Raw genomic sequence first — 14,019 nt, 5'->3', positions numbered from 1 at the left:
TCACCCATACTATATGATAAGTGCAATCGTAAACTGTGTGGCTTATCTTCTTGTAATACTGCATCTCTACATTCTATATGTTAAAACGACGCACTGCAAGTGCGGGGTTTTTCTCCCAAATTTGGGACAATAAAATCCGCTTTGACCATTATCATATATAAAAATTCCTGAATTCCAAAAATATTCATTACTACTACAATATCTTTCTGCTTCCTTAAATTCAGGTTTTTCAATAAAATTGTCAACTTGGTAAATATTTTCTGCAATCGAAATTCCCGATTTTATATAGCCATACTCGGTATTTACGCTATTTATTGGAATACCGATAATACAAATTCCATATTGCTCAACAAAACATAAAGCTTTATTTATAGTATTGAAGTAATTTTCTTCATCTTCTATATGATGGTCCGCCGGTAGTAATACTAACCTATCGAACCCTTGTGCCTTAGCTGACAGAGCCGTAATAATTGCACAAATTGCTGTATTTTTCTGCTCCGGTTCGGTGATGAATTCAAATTCTATTTCTATATCTGCTGCTTGCTGTTTAGTAATTTCTTCATATTGGTTAGAGGTAATTATTGTAGGTTTCCCTAAAAATTTATTTCTGATTAAAGTTTGCTGTAATAAAGTTAAATCACCTAATATTTTTTTAAATTGCTTTGGTTTATTACTGGCAGATAGAGGCCATAACCTCTTACCACTACCACCTGCCATAATAACCGGCTTTACTTTCATATGATTTCAACTATTGATTGAATAAATAATGACAGGCTTTATAGATGGCTTTAAAAAATAAGTCAAGCTTTTTGACAGATTTTACAATAAAAAGTACTTCTTCCTGAGTGTTTTGTCTTAATAATGTTATTAGAGCAGCTTAGGCACTCTTGCCCGTCTCTTGCATAAACCATAAGTTGCTGTGTAAAATAGCCTGGTTTATTATCACCATTAACAAAATCTTTAAGAGTAGTGCCGCCAGCAATTATAGCTTTAGATAGAACATTCTTAACTGCTGCAATTAAATTCTTTATCTCATCATCGTTTAAATCTTTTCCGAATTTATCAGGATGAATTTTAGCTAAATGAAGACTTTCAGAAGCATAAATATTGCCGACTCCAACGACAATTCTATTATCCATGAGTAAATTTTTTATCGGTACTTTTTTATTCATTAGCTTACTTTTTAAATATTGAAGCTCAAATAAATCAGATAGAGGTTCTAACGCTAGATTAGCAAAAAAATCTTTCTCCAAAAGCTCGGTACGAAAGCTGTAAATCATCCCAAATCTTCGAGTATCGTTAAAAATCAGCTTTTCATTATTACTTAAGTTAAAAACTACATGGTCATGTTTTTTGGCTTCGTAGCCTGTAGATTGCAGTGTAAACCTACCGCTCATACCTAAGTGAACTATTAAAGAATGATTATTATCAAAGTCGATTATTAAATATTTGGCACGACGCCTAACATTTATTATATTCGTATTTACGATTTGGTCAGCTAAATCAGCAGATAATTTATAACGTAGATTATCTCTTTTAAACTCCACTTTCTTTATAACAAGCCCTATTAATTTACTTTCTAGGGAATTTTTTAAAGTTTCTACTTCAGGAAGTTCCGGCATTTTTACTATTATTTTAATAATTTTATGTTTATACTATATTTAATTGAATATACATAATGGAAACTATTATGCGAACTGTTAATGTCATCCCGTGGCTTGTCCACGGGATCCAGTTAAAAATACGTCAGTATTTTTTATTGTTTTTTTGGATCCCGTGGACAAGCCACGGGATGACAGAGCCGATCCATATAACATATAAACCAAATGAACCAAACAAATTTTGGATTTAAGAAAATAAAAGCAAACGAAAAACAATCGCTCGTAAATAGCGTTTTTTCTAACGTTGCTGATAAATACGACTTAATGAATGATCTTATGAGCTTTGGAATGCATCGCTTATGGAAAGATGAGTTTATTAGACAAGTCCCAAATCTTAACTCTAATATATTAGATGTTGCTAGCGGTAGCGGCGATATTGCTTTGAAGCTTGCTAAAAAAGCGAAAGATAGGGGTAGTAACATCTCTTTAACTTTAAGCGATATTAATGAAGAAATGCTAAGGCAGGCTAAGAAAAAATCAATTGATCTAAACTTATTTCAGAATCTTAAATTTACTGTAGCAACTGCCGAAGAATTACCATTTCCTGATAATAGCTTTGACTATTATACCATTGCATTTGGGATTCGAAACGTTCCTGATATTAATAAAGCTCTAAAAGAAGCTTATAGAGTTTTAAAACCTATGGGTAAGTTTGTCTGTCTTGAATTTTCCAAGGTAAAAGAAAGTTTATTACAAGATTTCTACAAATTCTATTCGTTTAATGTTATCCCTAAAATTGGTCAAATAATTACCGGCAATAAAGAAGCCTATGACTATTTAGTTGAAAGTATAGACTTATTTCCATCGCAAGACGAGTTTAGAATAATGATTAAAGAGGCAGGCTTTGAAGAAATTAACTATAAAAACCTAAGCGGCGGCATTGTTGCCATTCATAGTGCATATAAGTTATGATTTGTAATTTTTTTAATTTATTACGTATTTTTCATATCATTAGCAAAAAACAAATTTTGACTAATACTTCTAATGTTAAAATACCTAAAGATATTAGATTTATTGGCTATATATTAGCATTATTTTTTGCTCCATTATCGTTATTTAGAAAATCAAAAGAAGATTACGGCAAACGCTTAATAGAAACTTTAAGCAGCCTTGGACCGATTTATATAAAATTTGGGCAAACGCTTTCCACTAGACCCGATTTAGTAGGAACACAAATAGCAGATTACTTAAGATTGTTACAGGATAAATTACCACCATTTGACAGTAAGGTGGCTAGGGGGATGGTAACGTCATTGCGAGGAGACATTTATGTCGACGAAGCAATCTCAGCAAGCAAGAAAAAGATTGCCACGCAGTCTTCGACTGCTCGCAATGACGCCCCCCTCCCGTTCTTACACTTCAATGACACGCCTATAGCTGCTGCATCGATCTCGCAGGTACATAAGGCACAGCTTACAACAGGTGAATATGTAGCGGTGAAAATATCGCGTCCTAATATTCATAAAAAATATAATAGGGATATCAGGCTATTATATTTTCTTGCAAAAATTGCCTCAAAATTTTCTAAAGCAAAAAGGCTAAAACCTCTTAAAGTAGTTGATAAATTTCATGAAACTATGAAATTTGAGCTTGATTTACGCCTCGAGGCTGCTGCTGCTTCAGAGCTTGCTGATAATATGCGTAAAGATCATAACGTAATAATCCCTAAAATATATTGGGATCTAACATCAGAAAATATACTAACTACGCAGTGGTTAGAAGGCACTTCTATATATGATACTCCGCTATTAAAAGAAATGGGGCTAGAGCCTGCAAAAATAGCCCAAAACTTTGCCGTAATGTTCTTTAACCAAGCTTATAGAGACGGCTTTTTCCACGCTGATTTACACCCAGGAAATATTTTAGTAGATAAACTAGGTAAGCTCATTCTGCTTGATTTCGGTATTATGGGTAGACTTAAAGAAAAAGATCGTTTAGCGGTTGCCGAAAGCTTATTTGGTTTTTTAAATCGTGATTATAAATTAGTTACCAAAGTACATTTAAAAGCTGGTTACGTCCCTATTAATACCGATTTAGATTTATTTACCCAAAGTTGCAGAGCTGTTACCGAACCGGTTGTGGGTGCACCTACTAAAAATATTTCAGTTGGTAAGTTGCTTGCTCATTTATTTAAAATCACCGAGGATTTTGGTATGGAAGTGCAGCCGGATCTATTATTATTACAAAAAACTTTAATAATGGTCGAAGGGATAGGCAGACAATTGGACGAAAACGTTAATATGTGGCAACTTGCTGAACCTTGGATTAAAAAATGGGCTATCAAAAACCTTAGCCCTGAAGCAAAAATATTACGTCTAGTAAAGCATCATTTAGAAAAATTATATGATAAAGTAGATGAATTAGACTAAAAATCTTGTAATTATTTTGTTAAAGTTATATTGTAAATTCAAATTCATATTATGAAATTGCAAGGATGATAGAAAGAAATTATTACTTAGAATACATCAAAGATTCTTTTGATATATTCCCTATATGTGCCATTCTTGGACCAAGACAGTGCGGGAAAACTACCTTAGCACATAGCTATATCAAGCAACTTAATGATAAAAATTATTTTTTTGATTTAGAAGATCCATCCCATTTAGATCAGCTTAAAAATCCTAAAGCAACTCTAGACCCACTAGATGGATTAATAGTTATCGATGAAATTCAAAGGCAGCCGGAACTTTTCCCTTATTTACGTGTTCTTGCTGATTATTCAAATAAAAAATTCTTAATTTTAGGCAGTGCATCAGGTGAATTACTTAGACAATCCTCAGAATCATTAGCAGGTCGCATTGAATATACAGAACTTACGCCGTTCAGTTTAACAGAAATAACTGACTTTAAAGAATTATGGCTAAGAGGCGGATTTCCAAAATCATATTTAGCAAAAAATCATGATTTAAGCCTTAGATGGCGTAACAGCTACATTACTAGCTTTATCGAGCGTGATTTACCGGCTCTTGGAATATCCCTTAATCCGCATCTAATGAGGCAATTATGGATGATGCTTGCCCATAATCACGGACAGTTACTAAATTATAGCGAACTTGGAAGATCGCTTGGCTTAACTGATATGACTATCAGACGTTACACTGAAATATTAGAACAAACTTTCATGATTAGACTGTTAAAACCTTGGCATGAAAATATTTCAAAACGTCAAGTTAAAGCACCAAAAGTTTACATACGAGATAGTGGGATATTACATGCGTTACTAGGAGTTAACGAAAATGATTGGTATGTTCACCCTAAGCGAGGTCTATCCTTTGAAGGATTTGTAATAGAGGAACTAATACGTAAATTTAAAATAGATGCAGAATGTTTTTTTTGGCGAACACAAACAGGAGCTGAATTAGATTTATTAATTATTAAGAATGGTAAAAAATATGGTTTTGAAGTAAAAAACTCTGACACTCCTGAAATTACTAAATCTATGCATATTGCTCTTACTGATCTAAAATTAGAACATCTATATATAGTAACGAGTGGCAACAGCACATATAAAAAAACCGAAAACATAACCATAATCGGAATAGAAAAATTATCTGATTTACAACTTACTTGAATTAGAAATATTTAAACTATTGTAATATAACCATACTCCTAAAGATTAATAAAAATTAAAATATAAATTTTTATAAACCTTTAAATAATTATAGTAAACTAATATTAACTAAATTATGCAAAGGTTGTGGAATGTCTAAGAACCAAGATCAGGAATCCCTCGATAAAATAAAGCAGCAGCTTGATGAAGAATATCAAAATCTTACTTATCTAGAAACAGGCTGGGCAGCTCTTGGGATCGAAACCGGTAATAAAAAATATGATGAATTAAATAAGAAATATTTAGATCTTAATAAGGGTAATTTGGGTATAATACAAACAGTTACCCAGGCTGTTAGTGATGGTGCTAGTGCTTTACAATTTACTTGGGAAGCGGCTCAAGTTTTACCTGATCTTGTGACAGAATTTAATAACTTAAAAGCTGCCAAGAACGCTGCTGATAGTGCCGGCTCTATTGAAGCTGGTAGCAAAATGATACAAGATGCTGAACCGCTTATAAAAAAATGTGCTGATATTTTACATTCAACAAGTATATCAAATAGTTCTAAGGAAGCTATTTTAGAATCTACTGTTATTCCATATGTTCTTACGCCTATTTTAAATAAGCGATTTGGTAAAATAACTAAGAATTTTCAAACTTCCGAAACAGAAAAAATAAATGTATTGGATGGCATCAGCCCTAAATTTATTAGAGAATTATCTACACTTGGAGTAGATATAATATCTAAAGCATTAGAAAATGATCTAAATCCAAAAGTGCAAGGAATATATAAGAATATTAAACAAAAAAATGAATCATCCCAAGCTAATATATTACAAAATATACGTGAGATTATTACTTCAGATCAATTAAGCCCTGTTCTTAAGAAAGATCTAGTAAATTTTCTAAAAAAGCCTGAGAGTCAGAAAGAAATAGCTCAGTTTGCAGAAAATATAATAAATAATAAAGCACAAAAATTTGCTAAGCCTGAATTAATTATAAATACAGTAGCATTACTTGCAAATTCTAGTGATAAATTCATCGAAAGTGCCCCTGCCGCTATAGATGCTTTGAATCAATTTAAAGCAAATCAGCGTTGGTCTAATACCAACCTAAATATGGCAGGATTAGATACTACAAGCAAAAAAGATTTATTAGCAGCAAAAAAGCCTGAAGTAGTAGAATTGGTTAAAAATGCTAAGATTATTATAGATAATTTATCTCCTGTTTTAGAAAAAGAATTGCCAAAATATTTGAAGGATAATCAAGAAAATATATTAGCTGTTTTAAAACATTCTACAGTGACAGAAAGAATAAAATCCTCAGGAAAAGATCCAGAATTTATACATAAAGCAGCAGAAGCGTCAATGCCTTTCTTACAGGATGCTATGCCATCAATTACTAAACTTGCTAATTTCGCCCTTGCCGATAGTGATAAAGTTGCCGATATAATGCAAAAAGCTGCATTAATTAAGTCACTTCCAAAAGAAGAAAAAAAGGAAGAAGTAAAAGTATTACTTAGTACTTTAATAGAAATAAAAAATAATAACCCTGAAATAAATAAGATAATTGAGAAAGATATACCTGACTTATTAACAACACATGCAAAAACTTTAGGACCTATTGTACAGGAATTTTTAGATACAAAACCAATAGGACAAAAACTAAAATTAGAAGGTAAAAAGTTAGTAGAACTAGCCGGTAAACATGCACCTGAATTAATTAAAATTGCCGATAAGATAAATAAACATGAATATGGTGGGGTTATAGTACCGGCGTTTAAATTATTAGCAGACCCAAAAGTTCTAGGATTAGTCGCAAAAAGTATAGTTAATTTAGGAACAAGTACACTTAGTAAAAAACCGGTAGGACCTCACACAAATAAGGTATTAGAAGAAAGACAAAACAATGTTGGTAAGCAAACTAGTAGAGGAGCATAAAAAATTAATTTTGTTATTATTTTGTTAAAATTATCCTTGTAAATTCAAAATCTTATTATGAAATTGCAAGGTTGATAATAATTTATATGTTATAATTTTCCCAATTTACAACTTACTTAAGCTCGTTTTTTTTCACATTCTTGAATTAAAATATCAGCCGGTATATGTAATTCTTTATGTAACTTTCTAATCATAGGTAGAGTTAATGTTCTTTTTTTGTTAAGAATTTCTGATACTCTACTTCTAGAACCTATGCTTTTTTCTAAATCTTTACGAGAAAGTCCTAATTGCTCTAATCTAAAGTTTATAGCTTCGATAGGATCAGGAATTTCTATTTTATAATGCTTATTCTCATAATCTTCTACTAATAAAGATAATATTTCTAACTTTTCCGTTTCTGCTGAGTTTACAGGTGCATATAATAGCTTGTCAATTTCTCTCAAAACCTCATTATATTCTTCTTCTGTTTTTATGATATGTAATTCCACTTAAACCTCTCTAGCATTAATTTTATCATATAGCAAAAAGCAATAAGGTTTAGACATTAAATTTACGAGCGAGATGGTATTGTTGCGTAGATCATTCTCCTTCCTGTCATCCCGTGATTTATTCACGGGATCCAGTTAAAAATACTAATAAAATTAGTATTTTTTATTATTTTCTGGATCTAGTTCCCAAGCCACGGTATGACTATAGCTAACGCGACTAGCATTATTCCTTAGAATCATATAAGATAAAGCTTTTAATTATGGTAGAGATGAAAGCATACAGTCAGGATTTAAGAGATAGGGTAATCAGTCTGCACAATACTTCTAAATATAGAATAAAAGCAATATCAGACTTATTGGGTATAGAGCGTCATACGATATCAAATTGGATTAGACGTTATAAAGAAAATGGAGACTACAGCTCAAGACTGTCATTGCTAAAGTAAAGGGGACCACTAAATTGCACGAAAAAGGGACCAGAGAATTTGGTGTAACCTAATAAGGTTATAATGTGCAATATTCACTAGATAATTAATTAAAATAAATATCTAGTGATACAATGATAAGAATAAATATGTACACAACAATTATCACCCTTTATAAGCAAGGCAACAGTCAAAGAAATATTGCCAAACTAACAAGGATAGACCGTAAAACAGTAAGAAAAATAATAAATCGTTACGTAGAGTCTGGTACAGAATATCCTGCACCCTATGAACGATCTTCAGCACTGGATTCTTGGCACGAACAAATAATTGAGTTATTAGAAAAGAATCTAAGTTACATAAGAATTTTTGAAGAGTTAAAAATTCAAGGTTATACAAAAAGTTATGGTTCGCTAACCCGTTATATCAAAAAATATAAGATTCAGAATAACAGTTGCATTCGTTTTCATACTTTAGCAGGAGAGGAAGCACAAGTAGATTTTGGTGACATAGGCTTACAGTATAATGCCCAAGGGCGTAGAGTTAAAGCATATGTGTTTAATATGCGTTTAAGCTATAGTCGCCTTGATTATTATGAAGTAGTGTTTGATCAAAGTTGTAAAACATGGATACAATGTCATATCAATGCATTTAATTATTTTGCTGGTAGTCCAAAAGTAATAAAACTTGATAATCTTAAAGCTGGGGTGGTAGATAGCAATTTCTATGAGCCTGTATATCAGAAGGAATACAAACGTTTAGCTGATCATTATGGGATTTTACTTTCTCCTTGTCGTATATATCAACCTCAAGAAAAAGGCAAAGTAGAATCAGGCATAAAGTATGTCAAAAATAATTTTTTTGCTGGACGTAAATTTCATAGATATGAAGAATTAATACACGATCTTGCAAACTGGTTAAATAAAGCAAATAACCGAATACATGGTACTACTAAAAAAATTCCTCAGGAACTATTTGAGCAAGAAGAAAGTAATAATTTAATGCCCTTACCATTAGAAACGTTTGATTTGTCATCGTGGCATAATCGAAAAGTAGCAAAAGATTGTCATATCACCATAGATAATAATTATTATTCCGTACCAGCAAAATATATATACAGTGAAGTATTGGTACAATTATCACCAAACCTTGTTCAAATATTTTCTATACAAAATGATTTAATAGCAAGGCACGTTAGAGTAGATGGCAAAGGAATATTTACCACTAATCCGTCTCATTATGCCAAATATAAACGTCTATGCCCAGGTTTTATAGAATATAGCGAACATTATCAACAACAAATGCAGCAGATAGGCAATAATTGCAGTTTATTATTAGAGTTATTACAACAAACACGAGTAAATGATTGGCAACGTTGTGCCAGAGGTATTATTTCTTTACGTAAGGTTTACAATGATGAGTTAATAGATAAAGCCTGTCATAGAGCATTACATTACGGTATAAGTTCTTACTCTAAAATTAAGAATATCTTAAATAGTAATGCAGTAAACTTACCATTGCCAGAGTTTGGAGGTCAGAATGCAGAACTTGCTTAATGACCTACGTAGTTTTAGATTATCAGGTATAGTCAATAGCTTAAATGAAAGGATTATTTATGCTCAAAATAATAAACTAGGATTTAAAGAATTTCTCTCACTATTATGTGAAGATGAAAAATCTCACCGTAAGTATAATAATTACCGTCGTCGTAAAAATGCTGCTAAATTACCGGTAACTAAAAATTTAGAAGACTTTGATTTTCAGTTCCAACCAAGTATTGATACCAAAGTAATAAGTGATTTATCTACTTGTGATTATATTAATACTAAGGGCAATGTCATATTCATAGGTAATTCTGGAACTGGCAAAACTCATCTTGCTATTGGATTAGCATTAAAAGCTTTAACACGAGAATACTCTGTATATTTTACTACGGTATCGGATATGCTTTATAATTTACATATTGCAAGAGCAGATAATAGCTATCACAAAAAAGTTAAATTACTCTTATCATTTGACTTATTAATTCTTGATGAGTTAGGTTTTAAGCAATTACCAAAACATTCAGTAGATGATTTTTTTAATATTATTGCTAAACGATATGAAAATAAATCTACCATTATCACCACAAACAAGGATTTTGAAAGATGGAATGAAATATTTGCTGATGAGTTATTAACTCATGCAATTATTGATCGAGTAGTACATCATGCACATATACTAAACATCACAGGTAAAAGTTATCGTATTAATAACTATAAATCTGGAGGTAATATGACATAAAAAATTTTAAATAAAGTGGTCCCTTTTTCACGTAATTTAGTGGTCCCTTTTTATTTGACAATGACACAAGACAACATATGCAAAGTGGACGTGATGCTAGGTTTACTAATAAGGAGCATATAATTGAATTTTTAGCAAAGAATCCTGATAGCCGAGCTATAGATATAAGAGATGCAGTAGCACCCGAGCTACCAATGAGCACATTTTATGACACGCTTCATAGAATGAAGATTACATATAAAAAAAAGAGCCAAAATACAAAGGCAGGAATGAAGAAGCCAGAAAACAATTTGTAGAATATATTGATAAAATAGCATCTGACAAACTTGTGTATTGTGATGAAATGGGGGTAAGTAATAATATAACCATGTTGTACGGATGGTCAGAGAGAGGAGCCAGATCTTACGCAGAGCAAGGAGGTTTTGCTACTGAGAGAGTAAATATAGTTGCTGGTTATAATGAGGGCACCAAAGAATTAATTGCTCCATTAGAGCATTCCGGTTATATTGATAAGCAATTATTTAATCAGTGGGTAGGTGAGCTATTATGCCCATCACTCAAACCTGGACAATTTGTAATAATGGATAATGCGAGTATTCATAAGTCACTGTTGGTAAAGGAATTAATAGAAAAAGCGGGTTGTACTCTTATTTATCTACCGGTCTATTCTCCAGATTTAAATTCTATCGAACACTGTTGGGCTAATTTTAAAAATTACCTGAGAAAAATTATTAAAAACTTTAAAGATTTTCGTGATGCAATAACAGCAGCAATGGTACAAACCTTCCCGTGTTAGCTATACCTTAGGGCGTTTTTCGATCTACGCAACAATACCGAGCGAGATTGCGGAGCGTATAAAAATACGTGAGCATCCAAAAACTTACAAAGACGACATAGCCAATTTTTCAAGTTCTATCTACGTATACGGATTTTTGGTTTTTATGTAGATAAACCTAATAGGAACGCCTGGCATGTCGAAAGCTTCACGCATATTATTTACTAAATATCTTGTATAGCTATCGGTTATTTTTTCCGGGTTGTTGGAAAATAATTTGAATGTAGGCGGTCTAGTTTTTGTTTGCGTCATATATTTTACACGCACTCGCTTACCACCTTTTTGCAAAGGCAATGGATGTGCTTCGGTAGTAAAATTAAGCCATTCATTTAATTTGCTGGTAGTTATTTTTTTATTCCAAGTTTTGTAAATCTTAATACAGCTATCTAATACATCGGCTATATTTTGTTTATTTTTTGCTGAGATAAATAAGGCAGGAACGCCTTTAATCTGAGGCAGATGAGTATTAATCTGATAATAAAACTCTTCTTTAAACGCTTCTTTCTCGGATTCTTTAACTAAATCCCATTTATTAACTACTATAACAATACTTCGCCTTTCATTTGCTACATGGCTTGCAATGTTTAAATCCTGCTGTTTCAAAGGCGATAAAGCATCAATCATTAAAATCACAGTATTAGCAAATTTAATGCTATTAATGGCATCTGATGCTGATAGTTTTTCTAAAGATTCTGTAATAGCGGCTTTTTTACGAAGCCCTGCCGTATCAATCAATTTGATATGATTACCTTTATACTGCCAATCAATTTCAATTGATTCACGAGTAATCCCTGCTTCCAGTCCAGTTAGCAATCTTTCATCGTTAATCAAAGCATTTATAAAAGTAGATTTTCCGGCATTAGGTCTACCGCTTACTACTATTTGCAGACAATCCCCTTTAATTGGGTCATTTATTTCTGCTTCTTCTGAATTTTCTTCGGGTAATTTGGCAATAATTTCATCATATAAATCAATCATTCCTGTGCCATGTTCGGCAGAGATAGCAACCATACTATCAAATCCAAGCTTGTAATATTCCTTATCAAAATCAAAAGCCTTTTCACATTTATTAATTACTAAGACCGCCGGCTTATTATATTTTCTAACAAAATCGCTAAGTAATTTATCATCAGGCAATATTCCGCTTCTACTATCCACCATAAAGCAAATTAAATCTGCTTCATTTATCGCTTTAGTAGTCTGCTCCATTAGTCTTTTACCAAAGCTATCAGGATTTTCTTCAAGCCCTGGCGTATCAATAAGCGAAAACTCAAACGAGCCTATTCTACCATCCGTATATTTCCTATCTCTAGTAACACCGGGTAGATCATGAACAATAGCTTTTTTACGTGTACTTAAGCGATTAAACAACGTTGATTTACCAACATTTGGACGCCCTACTAAGGCAATAATCTTTTTAGTCATTATATTTAATGTAATATTATAGCTACCAAAACAAGTAATGCATCGATAAAGCCCACTATATTTGCAATTATGATAGGAGTATTTTTTATTAAAATACCGTATAATAACCAGCTACTTAAAGCAACAGCACTTATAGTAAAAGCAGGAAGTGATACAGATGCTGCCGATTTACAGGTAAAAATTTTATGAGCTTGTACGTAAAACATGAAATTACCAACTGTACCTACTACAGTCATGTATTTTTCATAAAACTTCATGAATTTTGGAGACATATTTTTATCTTTTGATGTGAGGTTATTGATGTCATTTTTGTATGGATCGAAAAACGTCTTCGGTGTCATCCCATGGCTTGTCCACGGGATAACACCGCACAAATCCTACGAAGGAAGAGTTATTTTTATATATGCCTTCTTATGCATATCTTCGAAAAACTTCTGAGCTTTTTGAGAAATCTTTTTATTTGTTAGAAAATTTACCACATAATTATTTTCATCTTCGCTAATGTTTAAGATTTTTTTAGTACATACCTGTACTATCTCAAACTCATTATATTTTTCAAAAACATTACTTGCTTGATTAGGACTCAAATCTTTTACTATAGTTTGCTTGGCTTCTTCTATTTTACTAAGCTTATCAGTAATTACTGTCATTGTTGCGAAATTCTCATAAAGAGATTTCTTAACATCTGAACAGTTCTTTAACTTACTTTTTAAATTATTCATCTGTGCAAAAGTTTTATCACTCTTATCTTTAGAGGTAAAAATCTGCATTGACACTTCTACTTCTTTTTGGTCGCTAGATAAAATTGCTACATCTATTTCTTTATTACTTACTTGTACTGACCTTGATAAACCTGATAAAACATTCATCTTGATTAGTTCAGACTTAATTTGGGAAATAAAGCTATCAGGATTAACCGATCTACTTTTTAAATATTGAAGAAGAGAACCATGAGGCATTTTGTTACGATCTTCAATAGATTTGATAGCGTTATCTATTTCTTCTTGTGAAATTTCTTTATCACCATAATATTGGAAAAGTAAAGATTCATCAATCAAGCTTTTTATAGCTATATCACTTAACTGCTTATCCTGAGCAGGTGTTACCTCCTCAACATTGTTTAATGCCATGATCATTTTTTTTCTGGCACGAAACTCATTAAGAGTAATCGGTTCATTATTTACAAGTGCCACTATGTTTGATGTTTCAGCAACCGCACTACATGTAAAAAAAACAGTAATTATTAGTAATAATTTTTTCATATTTAACTCTGTAATATTATGTAATATTAATACAATTTAGTAGACGAAGTTTTATTTGGAAAAGAGCAAGGCGTCTTGAAGCTGATAACCGCAGCGTACATATAGTACGTGAGGATTATCAGCAAAAGACAACGTAGCCAATTTTTCAAA

14 protein-coding genes and 1 pseudogene are annotated in these 14,019 nt (G+C 32.0%); 9 read left to right on the top strand and 6 right to left on the bottom strand.

What is annotated here, in order from left to right; translation table 11 throughout:
* Positions 1 to 66: 66 nt before the first annotated feature.
* Together AAGD54_RS01380 and mutM are read right to left on the bottom strand one after the other, a co-directional pair.
* Positions 67 to 732, bottom strand: a pseudogene (locus tag AAGD54_RS01380) (sugar phosphate nucleotidyltransferase); the annotation flags it as partial.
* Positions 733 to 800: 68 nt separating this feature from the next.
* Positions 801 to 1,622 carry a bifunctional DNA-formamidopyrimidine glycosylase/DNA-(apurinic or apyrimidinic site) lyase gene (mutM, locus tag AAGD54_RS01375; RefSeq protein ID WP_341788779.1) on the bottom strand — a complete coding sequence of 274 codons (822 nt, stop codon included), beginning with the start codon at positions 1,620 to 1,622 and terminating at the stop codon, positions 801 to 803.
* 204 nt (positions 1,623 to 1,826) lie between these two features.
* On the opposite strand from mutM, the gene ubiE reads away from it, so the two are divergent.
* The 4 genes from ubiE to AAGD54_RS01355 all read left to right on the top strand — a co-directional run bounded on the left by ubiE (position 1,827) and on the right by AAGD54_RS01355 (position 7,151).
* Positions 1,827 to 2,573, top strand: a complete 747-nt coding sequence (ubiE, locus tag AAGD54_RS01370; RefSeq protein ID WP_341788778.1) for a bifunctional demethylmenaquinone methyltransferase/2-methoxy-6-polyprenyl-1,4-benzoquinol methylase UbiE — start codon at positions 1,827 to 1,829, stop codon at positions 2,571 to 2,573.
* Positions 2,570 to 4,030 (top strand): 2-polyprenylphenol 6-hydroxylase, encoded by a 1,461-nt coding sequence (gene ubiB, locus AAGD54_RS01365; protein ID WP_341794818.1) that lies wholly within the window; start codon positions 2,570 to 2,572, stop codon positions 4,028 to 4,030. Before ubiE ends, ubiB begins: the two co-directional genes overlap by 4 nt.
* 65 nt (positions 4,031 to 4,095) lie before the next feature.
* Positions 4,096 to 5,232 carry an ATP-binding protein gene (locus tag AAGD54_RS01360; protein WP_341788776.1) on the top strand — a complete coding sequence of 379 codons (1,137 nt, stop codon included), beginning with the start codon at positions 4,096 to 4,098 and terminating at the stop codon, positions 5,230 to 5,232.
* A 131-nt stretch (positions 5,233 to 5,363) separates the two neighbouring features.
* Positions 5,364 to 7,151 carry a hypothetical protein gene (locus AAGD54_RS01355; RefSeq protein ID WP_341794817.1) on the top strand — a complete coding sequence of 596 codons (1,788 nt, stop codon included), beginning with the start codon at positions 5,364 to 5,366 and terminating at the stop codon, positions 7,149 to 7,151.
* A gap of 116 nt (positions 7,152 to 7,267) precedes the next feature.
* On the opposite strand, the gene AAGD54_RS01350 is transcribed toward AAGD54_RS01355, so the two are convergent.
* A complete protein-coding gene (locus AAGD54_RS01350; RefSeq protein WP_341788774.1) occupies positions 7,268 to 7,639 on the bottom strand; it encodes a type II toxin-antitoxin system HigA family antitoxin in 372 nt (123 codons plus the stop codon).
* A gap of 260 nt (positions 7,640 to 7,899) precedes the next feature.
* Between AAGD54_RS01350 and AAGD54_RS01345 the strand changes: the two genes are divergently transcribed.
* From AAGD54_RS01345 to AAGD54_RS01325, 5 genes are all read left to right on the top strand, one after another.
* Positions 7,900 to 8,085: a helix-turn-helix domain-containing protein gene (locus AAGD54_RS01345; RefSeq protein WP_341794816.1), complete on the top strand. Its 186-nt coding sequence runs from the start codon at positions 7,900 to 7,902 to the stop codon at positions 8,083 to 8,085.
* Positions 8,086 to 8,213: 128 nt separating this feature from the next.
* Complete coding sequence (gene istA / locus AAGD54_RS01340) at positions 8,214 to 9,620, top strand: IS21 family transposase (protein WP_341794291.1); 1,407 nt, start codon at positions 8,214 to 8,216, stop codon at positions 9,618 to 9,620.
* Positions 9,604 to 10,347: an IS21-like element helper ATPase IstB gene (gene istB, locus AAGD54_RS01335; RefSeq protein ID WP_341794375.1), complete on the top strand. Its 744-nt coding sequence runs from the start codon at positions 9,604 to 9,606 to the stop codon at positions 10,345 to 10,347. The genes istA and istB overlap by 17 nt, the downstream gene beginning before the upstream one ends.
* Before the next feature lie 77 nt (positions 10,348 to 10,424).
* Complete coding sequence (locus tag AAGD54_RS01330) at positions 10,425 to 10,643, top strand: hypothetical protein (protein WP_341794815.1); 219 nt, start codon at positions 10,425 to 10,427, stop codon at positions 10,641 to 10,643.
* 5 nt (positions 10,644 to 10,648) lie between these two features.
* Positions 10,649 to 11,143 carry an IS630 family transposase gene (locus AAGD54_RS01325; RefSeq protein ID WP_341795144.1) on the top strand — a complete coding sequence of 165 codons (495 nt, stop codon included), beginning with the start codon at positions 10,649 to 10,651 and terminating at the stop codon, positions 11,141 to 11,143.
* A 120-nt stretch (positions 11,144 to 11,263) separates the two neighbouring features.
* Here AAGD54_RS01325 and der read toward each other — a convergent pair whose 3' ends face one another.
* From der to AAGD54_RS01305, 3 genes are all read right to left on the bottom strand, one after another.
* Positions 11,264 to 12,607 (bottom strand): ribosome biogenesis GTPase Der, encoded by a 1,344-nt coding sequence (gene der, locus AAGD54_RS01315; protein ID WP_341794814.1) that lies wholly within the window; start codon positions 12,605 to 12,607, stop codon positions 11,264 to 11,266.
* A gap of 5 nt (positions 12,608 to 12,612) precedes the next feature.
* Positions 12,613 to 12,879, bottom strand: a complete 267-nt coding sequence (locus AAGD54_RS01310; RefSeq protein ID WP_341794813.1) for a SemiSWEET family sugar transporter — start codon at positions 12,877 to 12,879, stop codon at positions 12,613 to 12,615.
* A gap of 105 nt (positions 12,880 to 12,984) precedes the next feature.
* On the bottom strand, positions 12,985 to 13,869 hold the full coding sequence (locus AAGD54_RS01305) for a SurA N-terminal domain-containing protein (protein WP_341794812.1): 885 nt from the start codon (positions 13,867 to 13,869) through the stop codon (positions 12,985 to 12,987).
* Positions 13,870 to 14,019 lie beyond the last annotated feature (150 nt).

This window comes from Rickettsia endosymbiont of Rhinocyllus conicus, from assembly GCF_964026465.1.
Classification (GTDB): Bacteria; Pseudomonadota; Alphaproteobacteria; order Rickettsiales; family Rickettsiaceae; genus Rickettsia.
This window is presented reverse-complemented; position numbering and strand designations above follow the sequence as displayed.

What these genes read in the sequence shown, in the direction of transcription:
- AAGD54_RS01330 (WP_341794815.1), top strand. Translation starts at nt 10,425, where the DNA reads ATGCAAAGTGGACGTGATGCTAGGTTTACTAATAAGGAGCATATAATT.
- istA (WP_341794291.1), top strand. Translation starts at nt 8,214, where the DNA reads ATGTACACAACAATTATCACCCTTTATAAGCAAGGCAACAGTCAAAGA.
- AAGD54_RS01345 (WP_341794816.1), top strand. Translation starts at nt 7,900, where the DNA reads ATGGTAGAGATGAAAGCATACAGTCAGGATTTAAGAGATAGGGTAATC.
- der (WP_341794814.1), bottom strand. Translation starts at nt 12,607, where the DNA reads ATGACTAAAAAGATTATTGCCTTAGTAGGGCGTCCAAATGTTGGTAAA.
- AAGD54_RS01355 (WP_341794817.1), top strand. Translation starts at nt 5,364, where the DNA reads ATGTCTAAGAACCAAGATCAGGAATCCCTCGATAAAATAAAGCAGCAG.
- AAGD54_RS01310 (WP_341794813.1), bottom strand. Translation starts at nt 12,879, where the DNA reads ATGTCTCCAAAATTCATGAAGTTTTATGAAAAATACATGACTGTAGTA.
- ubiE (WP_341788778.1), top strand. Translation starts at nt 1,827, where the DNA reads ATGAACCAAACAAATTTTGGATTTAAGAAAATAAAAGCAAACGAAAAA.
- AAGD54_RS01305 (WP_341794812.1), bottom strand. Translation starts at nt 13,869, where the DNA reads ATGAAAAAATTATTACTAATAATTACTGTTTTTTTTACATGTAGTGCG.
- AAGD54_RS01360 (WP_341788776.1), top strand. Translation starts at nt 4,096, where the DNA reads ATGATAGAAAGAAATTATTACTTAGAATACATCAAAGATTCTTTTGAT.
- istB (WP_341794375.1), top strand. Translation starts at nt 9,604, where the DNA reads ATGCAGAACTTGCTTAATGACCTACGTAGTTTTAGATTATCAGGTATA.
- ubiB (WP_341794818.1), top strand. Translation starts at nt 2,570, where the DNA reads ATGATTTGTAATTTTTTTAATTTATTACGTATTTTTCATATCATTAGC.
- mutM (WP_341788779.1), bottom strand. Translation starts at nt 1,622, where the DNA reads ATGCCGGAACTTCCTGAAGTAGAAACTTTAAAAAATTCCCTAGAAAGT.